At 51.7% G+C, this 15,283-nt stretch carries 14 protein-coding genes and 1 pseudogene; 10 read left to right on the top strand and 5 right to left on the bottom strand.

Translation table 11 applies throughout. The annotated features are described in order from the left end of the window. Positions 1 to 81: 81 nt before the first annotated feature. A complete protein-coding gene (locus AC2FJ6_RS11145) occupies positions 82 to 558 on the bottom strand; it encodes a DUF7255 family protein (protein ID WP_496669017.1) in 477 nt (158 codons plus the stop codon). Between the two features lie 81 nt (positions 559 to 639). Here AC2FJ6_RS11145 and AC2FJ6_RS11140 point away from each other — a divergent pair, with 81 nt between their 5' ends. The 3 genes from AC2FJ6_RS11140 (at position 640) to AC2FJ6_RS11130 (ending at position 3,726) form a co-directional block, all read left to right on the top strand. Then, positions 640 to 1,323, top strand: a complete 684-nt coding sequence (locus tag AC2FJ6_RS11140; RefSeq protein ID WP_496669015.1) for a DUF6946 family protein — start codon at positions 640 to 642, stop codon at positions 1,321 to 1,323. A 192-nt stretch (positions 1,324 to 1,515) separates the two neighbouring features. Continuing rightward, the gene (locus AC2FJ6_RS11135) at positions 1,516 to 2,232 is read left to right on the top strand and encodes a hypothetical protein (protein ID WP_496669012.1); all 717 of its coding nucleotides are present in this window, start codon (positions 1,516 to 1,518) and stop codon (positions 2,230 to 2,232) included. A gap of 255 nt (positions 2,233 to 2,487) precedes the next feature. Further along, positions 2,488 to 3,726: a hypothetical protein gene (locus tag AC2FJ6_RS11130; protein WP_496669010.1), complete on the top strand. Its 1,239-nt coding sequence runs from the start codon at positions 2,488 to 2,490 to the stop codon at positions 3,724 to 3,726. A 1,222-nt stretch (positions 3,727 to 4,948) separates the two neighbouring features. Here the strand turns inward: AC2FJ6_RS11130 and AC2FJ6_RS11125 are convergent. The 3 genes from AC2FJ6_RS11125 to AC2FJ6_RS11115 form a co-directional block, all read right to left on the bottom strand. Next, complete coding sequence (locus tag AC2FJ6_RS11125) at positions 4,949 to 5,347, bottom strand: site-specific integrase (protein WP_170774014.1); 399 nt, start codon at positions 5,345 to 5,347, stop codon at positions 4,949 to 4,951. Between the two features lie 178 nt (positions 5,348 to 5,525). Further along, entirely contained in the window at positions 5,526 to 6,443 is a 918-nt protein-coding gene (locus tag AC2FJ6_RS11120; protein ID WP_174819476.1) for a LysR substrate-binding domain-containing protein, read from the bottom strand. Beyond that, complete coding sequence (locus AC2FJ6_RS11115; protein ID WP_331252126.1) at positions 6,427 to 7,194, bottom strand: helix-turn-helix transcriptional regulator; 768 nt, start codon at positions 7,192 to 7,194, stop codon at positions 6,427 to 6,429. The genes AC2FJ6_RS11120 and AC2FJ6_RS11115 overlap by 17 nt, the downstream gene beginning before the upstream one ends. 153 nt (positions 7,195 to 7,347) lie before the next feature. On the opposite strand from AC2FJ6_RS11115, the gene AC2FJ6_RS11110 reads away from it, so the two are divergent. The 6 genes from AC2FJ6_RS11110 (at position 7,348) to AC2FJ6_RS11085 (ending at position 13,032) form a co-directional block, all read left to right on the top strand. Then, entirely contained in the window at positions 7,348 to 8,448 is a 1,101-nt protein-coding gene (locus tag AC2FJ6_RS11110) for an ABC transporter ATP-binding protein (RefSeq protein ID WP_237216008.1), read from the top strand. A 34-nt stretch (positions 8,449 to 8,482) separates the two neighbouring features. Continuing rightward, positions 8,483 to 9,646 carry an ABC transporter substrate-binding protein gene (locus tag AC2FJ6_RS11105; RefSeq protein ID WP_093962198.1) on the top strand — a complete coding sequence of 388 codons (1,164 nt, stop codon included), beginning with the start codon at positions 8,483 to 8,485 and terminating at the stop codon, positions 9,644 to 9,646. Positions 9,647 to 9,683: 37 nt separating this feature from the next. Further along, entirely contained in the window at positions 9,684 to 10,535 is an 852-nt protein-coding gene (locus AC2FJ6_RS11100) for an ABC transporter permease (protein WP_093962199.1), read from the top strand. Positions 10,536 to 10,542: 7 nt separating this feature from the next. Continuing rightward, positions 10,543 to 11,364 carry an ABC transporter permease gene (locus tag AC2FJ6_RS11095; RefSeq protein ID WP_170774018.1) on the top strand — a complete coding sequence of 274 codons (822 nt, stop codon included), beginning with the start codon at positions 10,543 to 10,545 and terminating at the stop codon, positions 11,362 to 11,364. Between the two features lie 18 nt (positions 11,365 to 11,382). Further along, entirely contained in the window at positions 11,383 to 12,141 is a 759-nt protein-coding gene (locus tag AC2FJ6_RS11090) for an SDR family NAD(P)-dependent oxidoreductase (RefSeq protein WP_496669008.1), read from the top strand. Between the two features lie 345 nt (positions 12,142 to 12,486). Continuing rightward, positions 12,487 to 13,032, top strand: a complete 546-nt coding sequence (locus tag AC2FJ6_RS11085) for a hypothetical protein (protein WP_496669006.1) — start codon at positions 12,487 to 12,489, stop codon at positions 13,030 to 13,032. 287 nt (positions 13,033 to 13,319) lie between these two features. On the opposite strand, the gene AC2FJ6_RS11080 is transcribed toward AC2FJ6_RS11085, so the two are convergent. Next, positions 13,320 to 14,504 carry an alpha/beta hydrolase gene (locus AC2FJ6_RS11080; protein WP_170770716.1) on the bottom strand — a complete coding sequence of 395 codons (1,185 nt, stop codon included), beginning with the start codon at positions 14,502 to 14,504 and terminating at the stop codon, positions 13,320 to 13,322. 529 nt (positions 14,505 to 15,033) lie between these two features. On the opposite strand from AC2FJ6_RS11080, the pseudogene AC2FJ6_RS11075 reads away from it, so the two are divergent. Continuing rightward, positions 15,034 to 15,201, top strand: a pseudogene (locus AC2FJ6_RS11075) (helix-turn-helix domain-containing protein); the annotation flags it as partial. Positions 15,202 to 15,283 lie beyond the last annotated feature (82 nt).

Genomic DNA, 15,283 nt, shown 5'->3' with positions numbered 1-15,283 from the left:
TGCACGGAGGATCTAGTCGAGATTCAATTAAAAATCGACAATCTTGGAGCATCCGCTGATATTCCCGCGCTAGAGGGCATCCTAGCCAAGGCAACAGAAGATGCGAGCGCCGCTGAAAGCACGCTGCCGCCATCGTGCAGGCCCTGCGCCGTTCAAACAGCTCCTGGGTGGCGAGGCACTAAATTGCTTTTCGCAACTCATGTTTGTCCATCTCTTTCCATGCTTGCCAGCGCGCAGGCATTCTTCTTCGTGCCGCGAGCAGAAGGACAGGTAGGAGGTTAAAGGAAAGTTTTCTAGTTCACCATATACACCTTCAGAAAGGGTCAGAGCACGATAGCGGTTGAAGTGAAGCTGCTCGTCGAGTTCGATTGCAACGCCTTCAAATTCAATATCCCAAGTCGCCCGCGGGTTGACTGGAAATTCCGCATTTACGCCACCCAGTCTCCGATAAGAGTCTATAGCAACCTCGAAGTAAGCCGAACCATAAATGTCTTCTTCGGTTAGGTGTCGCAGTTTGCGCCTGCCAACAGAGCCTTGGCTTGAAAGCGCTTCTTTCAACGCATTTTCTCTTTTGGGTATAAACGACCCTAGTCAAATTTTCCCTTGCAAAGCAAGGCAACCAACATTCCAAATGGGCACATGACTTTATTCTTTTGTAATGGCTCGGCTATAAAGAAGCCCGGAGAAATTATTCCATTCCTTGGTGGTGGTGAAAAACACTGGCGAAAGGGGCGCTCGGCGTACGAATTGGCTCACAGCTGGATGGATGTCAACGGTATACCGAACCAAGTTCGAAACGTACTTGAGACGCAAAAAGACTTCAGAAATCCAAAGCTTGTCGATGGGCACTTTGAGCGCGAGACCAAGATACCTGGCCGCGGCAAAGCCAGTCAAACAGACTTGTTAGCCCTCTGTAAAGCCGAGGGGGGTAGCTTTATTTTGGGGGTTGAGGGAAAAGTCGATGAAACTCTCGGCGACGTGGTTTCGGATTGGAACAACGGCACTCCGAACCGTCAGGTTCGATTGGAGGGTCTTGTCGACCTTCTTGGCGGTGATTTCACCGCTATTGGGAATCTGCGCTACCAACTCCTGCACAGGTCTGCTTCGGCGCTGCTCGAAGCCAGAAATTTCGGCGTCTCGAAGGCCATCATGCTTGTCCATTCGTTCGATCCGCGCCACGCATGGTTTGAAGACTTTGAAGCGTTCTCAGAATGGTTAGGTGTCCCGTGTGCGAAACCTGGTATTTTGTCCGATCCAGTACACCTACCCGATGTCGATCTTTTCTTGGGTTGGTGCGCTGACAGACCGGCTCTTAGCGAGTAAGATTAGCTGGTGCTCGGCCTTGGGCCAAAAGCGGTTTGCGCCGCCTCAGCGACCATGCTGACGAGAGCAACGCCAAATCTGCGCCGCACGAGGAGCGCATGCCATAGTTGGAGAAGGCACTTCACGAAAACTTGAACATCAGCCTGCGCATACCCATCTTCTCAATATTGTTAGAAAAAATTGGAGCCGCACATGCCTTTGCCTGTTTTCGCCGTAGCAATACCAGTTCTTCATTCCTCAGGCGCTTGGATCGCTTCTACTGGAGCGGCGGGGTACTTGGCAGGTACTATTTCCAGCACTTGGATCGGAGCGTTTGTATTCGGCAATAGCACACTACTGGGCAGTCTTGGGCTTATATCAGCAGCGGGTATTCTGGGGGCGACGGGAACTTTGACCGCGTTATCGTCCAGTGCAGCGCTCGGGGTCGGATCGGCATTAACTGCCGTTGGCCTTGGCGGGGTCGCAGGTACTTTGGGCATTGCGCCGGCAGTAACATTTCTTGGCCTGACGCCAGTGGGATGGGCGATTGCCGGTGCCACAGCGACTATCACCGCCACGCTTGGCTACTATTTTACACGGAAGACAATGCGGAGGCTCAACGAAGAGCGAGAGAAAGGCGGGCTTGAGCCAATCACCCTCGCACAAATTGTGGAAGAGGTAAGGCTACTCGAAGTGCAATCCTTGAAAACAATCCTCGCGCATTTGGAAAAGGAGTTAAGCAACGTCTCCCTATCAAACGACGGCATGGAAGTTTCGGTTGACGGCCAGATCTTTTCGATCCGCCGCCTGAAGTATGTCGTTAACCAGGACGGATCGGAGGAGGTTGTATTTGTGACCCGTTTAGGTCGCAAGAAGCGTGTTCTGCTGGTGAAAGCCGCGCCCGGAACCGATGATGGGCTGCCAGCGTAGGTCCGTCCTGCCCTTTTTTCGATGTGTGTTTAGTGCTGTGCATTCCGTTTCGCGCATTGCGGCATAGCTAGCGTCTTGGGAGAGTCGAGGCTGGCCTTTGCCCTCAGCCCACACGAGTCGATCCGCCGGGTCGAAGACTCGTAGTCTCCAGCATGATGCATACGCTTCGTCCATTTTTTTGAGCGCTTGAGCTTTCTCAGTCTCCGTCGCATCGTTACCTGGTACACTAACAAACTCGTGATTGAAGGAAGGGGCATGAAGCAAGACGATCTGTTTCAACCCTTGGAAATACGTCGAGCCCGAATTTCCAATCTGGGGAATAAACTGAAGACCCTGCGAGATATGCAGCAAGCCATAGCGCGCGAAATAGAAGACTACGAGGCATTCATACCATTAGTCGAAAAACAGAAGCTTCAAGATCTTGAAGCAAAAGTTCCGAAACTATCGCATCAGATAGCAACCGTCGACGAAGAAAGGAAAAAACTCGAACGCAAAATCGAAAATATTTCCGCGACACAAGTCAGCCCTGTGGTTTTCTGGGGGTATTTTCGTCACGGGCAAAGAGAGCTACGAAGTGAAACGAAGAGACTGAAAAAAGAGCTCTGCGCAGTCGAAGTGCGATTAAAGTTCAATCGGGACTCACTGATCAGGATTAGGAACGAAATAGATACTACCAAGACACAGATTTCGTGGCACGAAGCCTTTGATCTCTTGGTCGCCAGCCAACGGTTTTCAAGCGCCGAGGCAGAAATCAGACGCGCCAAGGAAGATCGGGAAGCTCTTCAAGAAGAACTTGTGAAGCTTGAAGAGAAGATCCATCCCCACAAACAAGAGTATGATCGTTTGATGTCTGATCTTGCCTCGGCGAAATCTGATGTTGTAGCTGCGCAGGATTTGGACGAAGAACTCAGTAAGGCCCCCAATAGCTACGAACGTGCAATGATCCACGAGGAATGTCAGAGTAGGTTCGGCGCAGGCAGTCCAAGGAAGATCATCAGTGACCGCAACTGGAAGATCCGCCGTCTTGAGAATAATATTCCAAAACTTGAACGGCGGATCCGGGGAGAACTCCAGAAATCTGAACGCGTAATAAGTCACCTGCTGATTGATGGAAATAACGTCTGTTATGAAGGCCAAGCCTTTATAGGTCTGCGGGCGATCTCGACGCTAATTTCGGCGTTGAGTGATCGCATCAGAGTTACGGTCGTCTTCGACGCATCAATTCGTTCGATGCTTAGGACCGACACCCAAGGGATCAAAGGGAAGTTGGGGTCTTCTGTGACTGCTCACTCCGCTCCGACGCGGACAGCCGCAGATGAATATATCCTAAAGATGGCAGGGCAAGACAAACAGACATTCATTCTGAGCAATGATCGATATGCCGAGTATCACGACTACCACGCAGTTAAGTCGTGTCGAATCCTAAGGTTTCTGATCGCTGACGGAAAAATAATGGCTAACGATTTGGATATAGCACTGAGCATTCACAACTGAAATTTGATTCCGCACGAAGAGCGGCGGGCGCAGAAAGTGTCTCAAGGCGCAGTGTTCGGGCGAAGAATCATGAAGTGCACCCGAATTCAATGGGTCCTTACCCTAGCTTCTGAAGCGTGAGTAAGTGGTGAAGTCGTCAGAAAATTCGAACTCATCTTTCTGTACCACTTCTGTACTATCGCAAAATATGTCGACAAAGTTCGGTCCTTTGAGCGACCGTTTCCCTCGAAATTGATCGGACGCCATATCCGAAGCAAAGTTTGGGTTTATCTGATTTGAGACGCTGTGCTCGGACACTTTGACTTCAGGCGCTTTGGTTGGATTCCCAAAAGCGGAATCATACTTTTGAGCTAAGTTATTGAAATTTTTAGCAATTGAATCTGGGGGTGCTATTGGGGGTATTAACACGAATCCAACATCATTGTGTGCATTCAGATCTCGAACCTGGATCGTAAGGGTGGCTTGAGAAGTGTTGCGTCTAAAGCCGGCTGAAAACAGAAGTAGTAAAACAAAGTGGTTGGCTCATCCATTTCGAGTGGATCATGACACTACGCTTCACTCTGGTTTTCGCTCTCATTGAGATAATGCCTTCATTAACCTGCAACAGGATTGTGCCACTCCATTGACCATGTATCGTGTCACAAAGGAGAAACCAGATGGCATTCGCTTGCTGCGCCTTCGCCACTTCTGGGAAACGCCCCCTGTGATTTGGTGCAGTTTCGGAAACTGGTTGTTTGCAAACACTAGCGAGGATCAATTTGGTTTGTCGGACTGATATCCTGTACCACTTCTGTACCACTTACAAAAAAGTTGACACGGTCGCAGTTTCTCGAATTTTCTTCACTAAGTAGGCACTCTAGGAAAGGAGGGTTCCATTAAAAGCTTATTAAATTCAAATTGTTACTTGTAATGCAGCCAATAAATCATGGGGCATGGGCACGAACAGTGAATTCAAGGTAATTGGATTGAAAATCCTCGTGTCGGTGGTTCGATTCCGCCCCCGGCACCATTCAAGATCTTGATTTTTCTCAATATTCAATTTTGAACCTTTCAGGGTTTGACAGTTTTCTTGAAGGGTTTGACAACTCTTGATCTGCGTTCGTTCTCCTTTTCTAGTGCTTCCATCGTGATCCGGTTGCGGTCCGCGAGGTTGGCGGACCCGGAATAGTGACGGGCCATAGATGGGGTCTTTTGCCCCAGCAGGTCCGCAACCTGGCGTTCCTCAAGCCCTGCTTCTCGCAGTGTCGTGGCCACGGTATGCCGCAGCCCCCTTGAGTGTCAGGCCGGGTTGCACAGCGCCCTCAGCTTCCAGCTTTTTCTTGAAGCGGTACCAGACCGTCGAAAAGCCGTTGTAGGTCCAAGGCTTTCTGTTTGATGAGGCAAGGATGGTCACGGCGTCGTGCTTGGGCGCAGCATCCAGAGCCGCTTGCAGCGTCTGACCGATTGGAACGGCAACTTCCTGGCCCGTCTTGCCCCTGACGCCCCAGATCGTGTCGCCGTCTATCTGGCGACGGGCCAGCTTAAGCGCATCGGACGGATCAAGGCCGGTGTTCATAATCAACGCCACCGCCACTCGAACGTGCGGGGCGGCCCGATCCAGCACAACTGCGCGTTCTTCCACCGTCCAAGGCCGGTTGGCATAGGGCCGATTTTTCGGGCGCGGCTTTTCGCCGTTTTTGATTGTTAATCCGAGATCGATCTCGGGGGTTATTCCAAATGCTCAAGTATTGGTTTCAAGCTTTGAAGATCGAAAAAGTACGGCTTACTGGTAGCGAACATCGGCGTTTGCCGCCCTACAGTCAGTGATGGAGTTTACCTACCTTGAATGGGGCTAAGCTCTCTTGGAACTGCTCGATGAACTCTAGCGTCACCAATGACGGTTGCTTCAAAATCGGACGCACAAGGGAAAGCGTATGTGACAAGAGCGGTTTGAACGGTCGGTATCTCAACCCGTTGTCTGCGTATTGGACGGCGTCCAATTCGCTGACCACGGAAATCCCAACACCCTTTACAGCTAATTCGCAAGCCGCCGCGAACTGCCAGACTTCGATGTGGGAATTGAGTTTGACGTTGGCGCTTTGAAACGCTTTTGAAAGTTTCCCAAAAAAGTCGCTGTCGCGCCTTGTGTGAATAATCTTGGCATTCGCAAGATCCGTAGGTGACACCTCGGAGAGTTCTTCCAATTCATGTCCGGTAGGAAACACGCAAACTGTACGGACATCGATGTCTCTGCTTTCGACGGCCGGATGCCCGTTAAAACTATCTGTGATTCCGAAATCATATTGCTCACCGATCATCCACTCGAGAATGCGTTCCGGTCTGTCTGGTTCGATCGTCATTGTTACACCTGGCCGATGTTCTAAAAACTCGGCGATGACGTTGGGAAGGTGACTGGTGGCGAACCCAGGCAAACATGCGATGCGGATGTGTCCCGCTTTGCGCTTCGTTATGTCCTGACTGACATCCGAGATTTGCTTCATCAATTCCAAAACACGCTCTACGCTGGGTTGCAGATAACGCACTTCCTGCGAAGGCACTAAGCGACCTTCACGGCGATCAAAAAGTTGAAAGCCAAGCGATTTTTCCAGATCAGAAAGCAGTCGGCTGACCGCAGGCTGGCTTATCCCCAGATCCGTAGCTGCAGCGGTGACCGACCCATTTGTAGAAACTGCCATGAGCGCTTCCAATTGGCGGATCCTTTTAAAGTGCCTTTTCAATGAACTTTGAAAAAAGCTCACCCTGCGAATTGATCCTAAGTTTCGCGTAAATGTTGCGTCTGTGGATGCGGACTGTGCCTGGAGAGATGCCGAGAATTGTGCCAACAGCTTCTGCCGAATGGCCCTTCAATGTGAACTCAACGACTTCTCGTTCTCGTGGCGTCAGAACGCCATCGCCAAATGCCTGGAATGCTAGATCAACGCGACGACTAACGCCATTCGCTGCGGCGCCGCGGGCCATCGTTGGAAAGTCACTCCAATGTTTGCAACAGGCTGCCCGAACGAGCGGCCATAGAGCGTGCAAATGCCGAATTTCCTTGGCGGAAAAAGGCTTCTCTGCTCGCATGAGCGAGACCACAACCATCCCAGCGCCTGGGATATCGATAAAGTAGCCAATCTCCTCTGCTAACCCAGTCCTTTTGTAATAGCTGCGATAGTATTCGCCCTGATAGAACCTGTCCGGTGCGATATCGCGCATGCGGTACAGACCCGGTGTTGTTGGTTTTGTCGCGGCCAAAAAAAATGGATCAAGTACGTAGGGCCCGGCTTGGTAGTCCTCAACAAAAATACGCCGTTTGCTTTTGGGGAAATCGTCGTGAAGGTCTATTGGTGCTTCGGTTCCGACATGGCCAAACACCACCGTAAAATCAAATGGTGCGACCTGCCGTAAGCCATCTGCCAAAGCACATGGAAATTCTGGGGTTCCGATCTTCTCCACGACCCTGCCGGCCTCTTCCATCCAATCGTACACACGCCGCTCCAGATTTTCGAAAAGCACCTCTATACCCCAATTGTGGTATATACAGTTATTCCGAGTTATTGTTACTTTTTCCTTGTTTGAGTGGTATGCCAACAAATGCCAAAAAATCAAGCAAAAGGAATACGGCAGTATATGAGCTTTGACATGAGCGTCACCATGCAGACGATTGCGGAACTCCGAGGAGTGACCAAGACCTTCGGGAATGTGGTCGCCGCCAAAGACCTGAATCTTTCCATTGGGAAAGGAGAGTTCCTGTCGTTCTTAGGCCCATCTGGTTGCGGCAAAACCACTGCGCTTAGAATGTTGGCAGGTTTCGAGAAGCCTACCGAAGGTCAGGTGTTGCTCGATGGAGAAGTCGTCAACGACTTGGATGCGCACCATCGCCCAGTCAACATGGTGTTTCAGCACTATGCTCTTTTTCCTCACCTAAGCGTGTTCGACAACATCGCGTACGGCCTGCGCCAACAACGACCACGCGTAGACAAACAAACAATCGCGACAAAGGTTGAGCAAGCGCTGGAAACTGTCCGTCTTGGTGGGTTTGGCCCACGTCGCATCTGGGAGATGTCTGGTGGTCAGCAGCAACGCGTCGCTTTGGCGCGTGCGATCGTAAACGAGCCCAAGCTTTTGCTGCTTGATGAACCAATGGCTGCTCTGGATCGAAAGCTTCGAAAAGAAATGCAGTTTGAACTGCAGAACCTGCAACGACAACTGGGAATAACTTTTGTCCTCGTCACGCACGACCAAGAAGAAGCGCTTTCAATGTCCGACCGAATTTGTGTGATGGAAGGCGGCAGTATTGTGCAGGTTGGCAGCCCACGCGAACTCTATGACATGCCCCGCAGCCGCTACGTGGCTGGATTTGTAGGCACCTCTAATTTCTTTGATGCAACTGTGACTGACTCAGCAGCCGACCAAATCACTGTGCGTTTAGCGAGTGGCCAAAAGGTGCACGGAACTCCGGAGATTCCAATAGATGCAGGGCAGGAAGTGTGCGTTAGTATCCGTCCTGAACAGATCACGCTGACCCGCGCGCTACCCACAGCTGAAATCGCTCTGCCAGTTACCATTCAAAATCGGATCTTCCTTGGGGAGCACACAGAATACCTTGCGCGCAATGAAGCACTGGGTGATTTCCATGTACTTGTGCCAAGGCAAGCGGAATTGAACGAGGGGACGTTCAATGCAGGAGAGCAGGCCTTTGTTTCATGGGGCGAAGGCGCACTGCTGATCCTGGAAAAATAACAAATCCCGCAATCCAACAACAGAGAGGTTCACAATGACCAAGGATAATGGGACTATTTCCAAGCAAAAGTTCATGGAAGAGCTTCGCCGGTACCAAAAGGGTTCGGTTACACGGCGACATTTCTTAGGCGTGACAGGTCTTGGGATGGCAACGGCCGTTCTGGGCACGGCCATTCCTGGGTTGCGTCCACGCCCGGCATTTGCTGCCGGGGACATTGGCGACCGAGTGATCCTCGCCACATGGCCGAACTACCATGACGAGATGAACTTCGAAGCCTTCACGGAAGCCACTGGCGCCCATGTTCAGGTCAATGTTTTTGGCTCGAACGAAGAGATGTTGGCAAAACTTCAGGCTGGAGGGTCTGGCTGGGACGTTTTCGTTCCAACCAACTACACGATCACTACGTATGTGGGTGAAGATCTGATCATCCCGCTCGATACGTCCAAACTGCCAAACTACGACGCAGGTTCATTCGAACAGCGCTTTTCCGATGCCGGTTCTGTCGATGGCCAGCTTTACGCGGTCCCAAAAAACTGGGGCACGACTGGCTTTGCAGTGAACACCAGCAAGCTTGACGGCGCTCCGACTCCAACCACATGGAAAGAGTTCTGGGACCTTACTATGGAAGGTTACTCAGGCCGGACAATGGTGCATGATTACCAACTCACCACCATCGGTAATGCACTGAAATACTTCGGCTACTCCTTCAACTCGGTCGACGAGAAGGAACTGGCGGATGCCGAGAAATTGTTGCTGGATGCCAAACCGCATCTGTTTGCAATCTCGTCGGATTATCAGCCACCGATGCGTAACGGTGACGCCTGGATGACGATGTGCTGGACAGGTGACGGCAAGCAGATGAATGTCGACATGCCTGAAATCGCCTACGTTCTGGGAACTGAGGGCGGTGAACTCTGGTCCGACTACTACGCTATTCCTAAGGGCGCACCCCATATGGATGCCGCTTATGCCTTGATCGACTTCCTGCTGAACCCGGAAGTTAATGCGAAAGAAGTCCTCGCTCACGGCTATCCATCGGCTGATGCTCGCACCAATGCGTTGCTGCCGAAGGAACTACTGGAAGATCCGATCCTTTATCCGGCAGCTGACCTTCTGAATGCACTCGAGTTCGGCGCGGCGGCTACACTAACCGATCCAAACCGTGCCGAGTTGCTCGCCCGCTTCAAGTCGGCCTAAGCGGCAAGGCCGCCAATATCGGAAAGACGAGGACAAAATGACCGAACGAGGCAGAAAAGCACTGTTGCTGGCTCCAGCAGGAATATGGCTTTTGGTAATGCTAGCCCTTCCTCTGCTGGTCGTCTTCGTCTTTTCCTTTGGCGAACGGGGTGCCGCCGGAGGCTACGTTCCAGCGTTCACGTTGGAACAATATGCCAACCTTCCTGCGCGATGGACGGCGTTTAAGAACACTTTGATCCTTGCACCTCTGGGGACTATCGCTGCGTTGGTAATTGCCTACCCGCTCGCCTACTTTCTTGCAGTGCGTTGTTCACCAAAGTGGAGAACTTCGCTGTTGATCCTAGTGATCGTGCCGTTCTGGACATCGATCCTGATCCGGTCATACGCTTGGATTTTCATCCTTGGGGGGCGTGGCTTGCCCGCTTTACTGGAGTCGATTGGCATAGATGATATCCGCCTGATAAATACGCCGTTCGCTGTGCTTGTCGGTATTGTCTATGGGTATCTACCTTTGATGGTTTTCCCGATTTTTGTAAGTTTGGACAAACTGGATAAACGCCTTCTGGAAGCATCGGCTGATCTCGGATCTACCCCATGGCGTACGTTCCGTCAGGTGACACTTCCTTTGTCGGTACCTGGTATCGCAACTGGCTGCATGCTGGTCTTCATCTTGCTGATGGGCGAATTTCTGATCCCAGCGATCTTGGGCGGCGGAAAGGTCTTTTTCGTCGGAAATGCGTTAGTGGACCTGTTCCTGCAGTCTCGGAACTGGGCGTATGGATCGGCGGTCGCAATGACCCTGGTTGTCGTAATGCTTGTCACTGTCTCAATTTACATGAAATTCATCTCGCGCCTGGGTGGCCAGCGCGAAGATGTCTCGCTGATGTGAGGATCCGATGCGCTTATACGCAATTTGCGTCTACCTTTTTCTATATATTCCAATCGGCATCATCGCGCTTTTCAGCTTCAATGCCGGGCGACACGCAAGCCAGTTCATGGGTTTCTCGACCCAATGGTATGGCAAGGCGCTCAACAACCCATTTGTTATGGACGCGCTCGAGACCAGTCTGCTTGCGGCATTCATAACTGCTTGCCTTGCATCAACTCTCGGAACCATGGCGGCCATCGCTTTACAAGGGGTTAAGGGATGGCTCCGAACTTTGTTCGATGGGATGATTTACGTTGCGATAATGATACCCGGTATCGTCATCGGTATCGCGACACTCATTGCCCTAGTTACCGTATTCGGCTGGCTAAACCCGCTTCTCGCGAGCCTATGGCCCGATGGAGCAAATCCCCCGCAACTTTCCATGGGGATGCCCACGCTTGTCGCCGCACACACCATGTTCACAATGGCGCTGGTCATAATCATCGTACGTGCAAGGCTATCGGGTATGGACCGTGCCCTGATGGAAGCTTCGGCGGACCTCTTTGCGACGCCCTGGGGCACCTTTCGGCAGGTGACACTGCCGTTGATAGCACCGGCAATTTTGGCGGGCTTCCTGCTCAGCTTCACTTTCTCATTTGATGATTTCATCATCGCGTTTTTCGTAGCTGGCTCAGAAACAACCCTGCCAATCTACATATTCTCATCCATCCGGCGTGGCGTAACGCCCGAGATCAATGCCATCGGCACTATGGTTATGGGCGCGTCGCTCTTGTTGCTCGTTGCAGCGCAACTGCTTTTGCGCCAAGGCGCCTCAAAATCGAATAGTTAAATAAAGGAGCCTAGTGACATGCGGCTTGCAGGTAAAGTCGCGCTCGTGACGGGCGCGGGATCAGGAATTGGTCGGGCGGGTTCAATGGCGATGGCACAAGAGGGTGCGCATGTAATGGTAACGGATCGCGATGCAACACTTGCTGAAGCCACAGTGGCCGCGATCGTTGCGCAGGGAAATCAAGCATCTGCCATACAGCTTGATGTAACCGATGACGATGCCCTTACCAAAACCATAGACGAAGCAGTAAAAAACTTCGGTCGGCTCGACGTGTTGCACTCTCATGCTGGGTTGCAGATCGAAGGAACGCTGGAAGAAGTAGAACCAGATGGAATGGATGCTTCTTGGGCATTGAATGTCCGCGCTCACTTCATTGCCGCGCGTGCGGCCGTCCCCCATATGAAATCACAAGGTGGAGGCAGCGTGATCGTCACGGCCTCCAATTCTGGGGTTCAATACGACCGGGGTATGATTGCATATGCGACTACAAAGCACGCAGCTGTTGCGATGGTCCGGCAGATGGCAGCCGACTACGCTGTCCACGCAATCCGTTTTAATGCCCTTTGTCCAGGATTTGTAGACACCTCTTTCAATGCAGGCTTCGAAAAGCAGATGGGTGGCCGTGCCAAACTGGAAAGCTACATCGAGCAGGCGATCCCTATGAGTCGGTGGGCGACAGTTGAAGAGATTGGCCACGGGATCGTCTATTTAGCTTCAGATGAATCCGCTTTTATGACGGGGCAGGCCTTGGTTATCGATGGCGGTGAATGCATTTAGTGATGGGTTAGACCGCTGAAGAGAATGTCTATCGCCGCACTTCATTTTTTGCGAGCGCGTTTAAGTTCGCTTTGGGCTCGAAGCGGTCGCTCGTAGAGTTTGGGCGAATTTCTGCTCTGCGGACCAAACAGACGTCGCCACCGTCGAATAAGCGTTCTCCGCTCAATCACTCTAAAATGCGTGTGTGCTATCCGGCGGAAATCTGATGCTCGAGCACTTCAGTCTTCGGTGACACTGACCGACAAACATCATTGAAACTGCGTAGCGGTGTGGCAACGTTTGGCAATCCTGCAAAACTGTGTGCTGAATTGCAGACTTCCACCATGAATCCCGTTAGGAGAAGACATGCTAACTAAACTTCTTGTTTCTGCATTTTTCTTGATTATGCCTGCGTTCAGTTTTGCTCAAACAGCTGAGCGCAGCGTGACCATCGAAGCCGATGCGACAGTTAAGTCGGTTGACCCGGACACTCGGCTTATAGTGCTGCAAAACTCAGAGACAGGCGAAGAAGAGACCATTGTTGCAGGAGCGGAAGTCGTAAACTTCGACCAAATTGAAGAAGGCGACAAGGTCAAAGCGGTTTACACACTGGGGGTAGCTGCAAATATGGCATTCCCTGGCGAGGTCGACAGTATGGTTGAATTGGAAGGCCGGGCGGCAGAGGGATCAACACCGGGCGTAGCCGCTGGAACGATGGTCACGTTAATTCTGACTTTTGTTTCCTTCGACGCCGCGAATTCAATCGCTACTGTGACGGACAGCAGCGGCACAGAACAAATGATCGAGGTTGAAACAGAAGTTGGCCGTGAGTTTGTTGAGCAACTTAGCCCGGGAGACAGAGTAGCTCTAAGATTCACGGAAGGTCTTACTGTGGGAATTATCGAAGAATAGGTGTCCACAGCGCGGCTTCATCAGGCGTATCTTGTGATTGTTATATCGCCACCCATGAAACAACTCGTCCCACCGCTTCCGGCGCCCCAAGGCTCTTAGCATTATTGGTTCAATCTGGGCGTCGAAGGGCGGCGAAAATCAGCCTTCCCAAAAGGGGATGAGGCATAGGTCATACATTGGTCTCTGCCTACTTACCGACAAGCCGACCTTGGCTCGTGGTTCAGCAATGGTCGCTTTGGGCTTGACGTGGATATTCATAGGATTCCGTTCAATGTCTGCTAAGCGGACTAAGCAGACCTTAGGAAATCGAGCGATACATGCATAATCGTTTCCCATGCGTCTGTTCCTGGCAGAGGTACGTGATTTCTACCTTCCACGATTCTCAACTGTGCATCTCGCAGCAAAGAGGCCAGCAAGCTAGATTGGCTTACTGGATTGACGGAGTCTTCAGTTGTGTGAACTACAAGGACCGGCACCCGTACTTGGTCGAGGATGTTTGATACGTCGAAGGTGTCTATCGAACGCCTGAGTTCGATCGCTGTGTCCGGTGATGCAGAGGCCAACTGCATCTTGCACATGTCATCAATCTGTACCGCCGATGCTTCGGGCATAAATAACGTCGCATAAGCCTTGCCAAATGCACCGCTTGGCTTGCCCCAACCTTCTGATATGAGGTCAAGAAAGGTATCCGCCTGAACAGAGTTGGGTTCGGGCTCACGGACAGCGCGGCCCTGAACAAAACCACCGTACAGAACCATTCGGCTTACGCGCTCAGGATAGGCGGCCGCGAATGCCAGCGACACAGGCACCCCCTGTGAAGTCGCCCAGATCGGAAAGCGTTCGAGTCCAGCGTCTTCGGCCACAGCAAGCATGTCCTCGACCAGCCGTTCAAGCGCGAAGTCCGTCGCGGAGGCTCCCGAAAGCCCGGTGCCCCTTTGATCGTATCGCGTAAGAGAAAAATGTGCGCCAAGGCGATCAAGCGTCGGTCGCCTGACTTCACTCTCCCAATCCATATTCAGATGCGTCAGGAATTGCCCAGCCCTCATCAAAGGTGGACCTTCGCCGCTAGTAGCGTAGGCGATGACAGTGCCATCCGCGGATCGAGCAACTTTGCTGATCTGGCGATCAGAGCGTGGTTTAGGTGTATCAGGGCTTGTCCGCGCGACGCTGGAGACTTCAACAGAGAACCGATACCCCCGCTTACTCAGCGTTTCGAGCATGCGGTTCGCACGATCGTTGTCGCCGATGGCCCGTCTGACCGCATTGATCCTGGTTGAAATAGTTGAATCTGAGACAATCCTGCCATCCCAGACATTTTCGACAAGATCGTCGCGCGAGACTACTATTTCTGGATTCCGCAAGAAGTATTCCAACACGCCGAAAACCTGCGGCTCAAGACGTACGGATTTACCTGACTTCCAAAACATCTGCCGATCAGTATCGACCGCGCAATCTCCGAAAGTGACCTTCATAGACTAAGCATGACTCAATGTGGGCAATCCGAGAAGGCCTAATTTTTCTCAAGAAAATCTGGATGCTCTCTTCAAGTATTCGCCCGCCTGCGAAGGCACAGTGTTCACGTCACACAAGGAACAAACACATGCCAACCCCTAGTTCTCAAATGCCTGACCTTCGCCAAATCGGATCTGATTGTGCATTCGGTCGCAGCCAGCAGTGCGATTACATATTTGCCGCCGTCCGTTCAGTGTTCATTCGACTTCGCCATTTAGCCAAAAAAACCCAAGACAACAGAACGCAATAATAGGTTAGTATGTCGTTCCCCGCGTTTTGGTTGATGCAGCAATCAAAATTTGAACGAAACGAGGCGACGGAAGCGGACAGTCCCATTCAAAAAGTGCTCGACTTGGCCTACTTATTCTCTGTGATTGACTACTCCGCATGGCCCGGCTTGGACGGGTTTGCAAAATTCATCGGTTTGCATTCTAAAACGCTGCAAAGAGAACTTACAAGACACGACACCACAGGGCAGAACTCGTAGGCAGCGCGAAAATGCGTCAGGCGGAGCAATGGTTGACCGAGGGGCGCCTTTCCATAACAAAGATTGGAAAGAACTTGGGCTACAAAAACCTAAGTGCGTTTACACGAACGTGTCGCCGTTGGTTTGGATCGTCGCCTTGCCGGTTAAGGCACGACCTAGATGGTCGATGATTTGCCCGTGAAGTATGTCCGCTTTGCCAGCAAAACCTGACAACAACAAACTACGATTTGATTATACAAAATGTTGGAGTAT

This window comes from Ruegeria sp. CDSA089 (assembly GCF_059612205.1).
This window is presented reverse-complemented; position numbering and strand designations above follow the sequence as displayed.

Excerpts from the sequence above, each read along its gene's own strand:
- AC2FJ6_RS11140 (WP_496669015.1), top strand. The coding sequence starts at position 640 with ATGACTTTATTCTTTTGTAATGGCTCGGCTATAAAGAAGCCCGGAGAA.
- AC2FJ6_RS11135 (WP_496669012.1), top strand. The coding sequence starts at position 1,516 with ATGCCTTTGCCTGTTTTCGCCGTAGCAATACCAGTTCTTCATTCCTCA.
- AC2FJ6_RS11130 (WP_496669010.1), top strand. The coding sequence starts at position 2,488 with ATGAAGCAAGACGATCTGTTTCAACCCTTGGAAATACGTCGAGCCCGA.
- AC2FJ6_RS11110 (WP_237216008.1), top strand. The coding sequence starts at position 7,348 with ATGAGCGTCACCATGCAGACGATTGCGGAACTCCGAGGAGTGACCAAG.
- AC2FJ6_RS11105 (WP_093962198.1), top strand. The coding sequence starts at position 8,483 with ATGACCAAGGATAATGGGACTATTTCCAAGCAAAAGTTCATGGAAGAG.
- AC2FJ6_RS11100 (WP_093962199.1), top strand. The coding sequence starts at position 9,684 with ATGACCGAACGAGGCAGAAAAGCACTGTTGCTGGCTCCAGCAGGAATA.
- AC2FJ6_RS11095 (WP_170774018.1), top strand. The coding sequence starts at position 10,543 with ATGCGCTTATACGCAATTTGCGTCTACCTTTTTCTATATATTCCAATC.
- AC2FJ6_RS11090 (WP_496669008.1), top strand. The coding sequence starts at position 11,383 with ATGCGGCTTGCAGGTAAAGTCGCGCTCGTGACGGGCGCGGGATCAGGA.
- AC2FJ6_RS11085 (WP_496669006.1), top strand. The coding sequence starts at position 12,487 with ATGCTAACTAAACTTCTTGTTTCTGCATTTTTCTTGATTATGCCTGCG.
- AC2FJ6_RS11080 (WP_170770716.1), bottom strand. The coding sequence starts at position 14,504 with ATGAAGGTCACTTTCGGAGATTGCGCGGTCGATACTGATCGGCAGATG.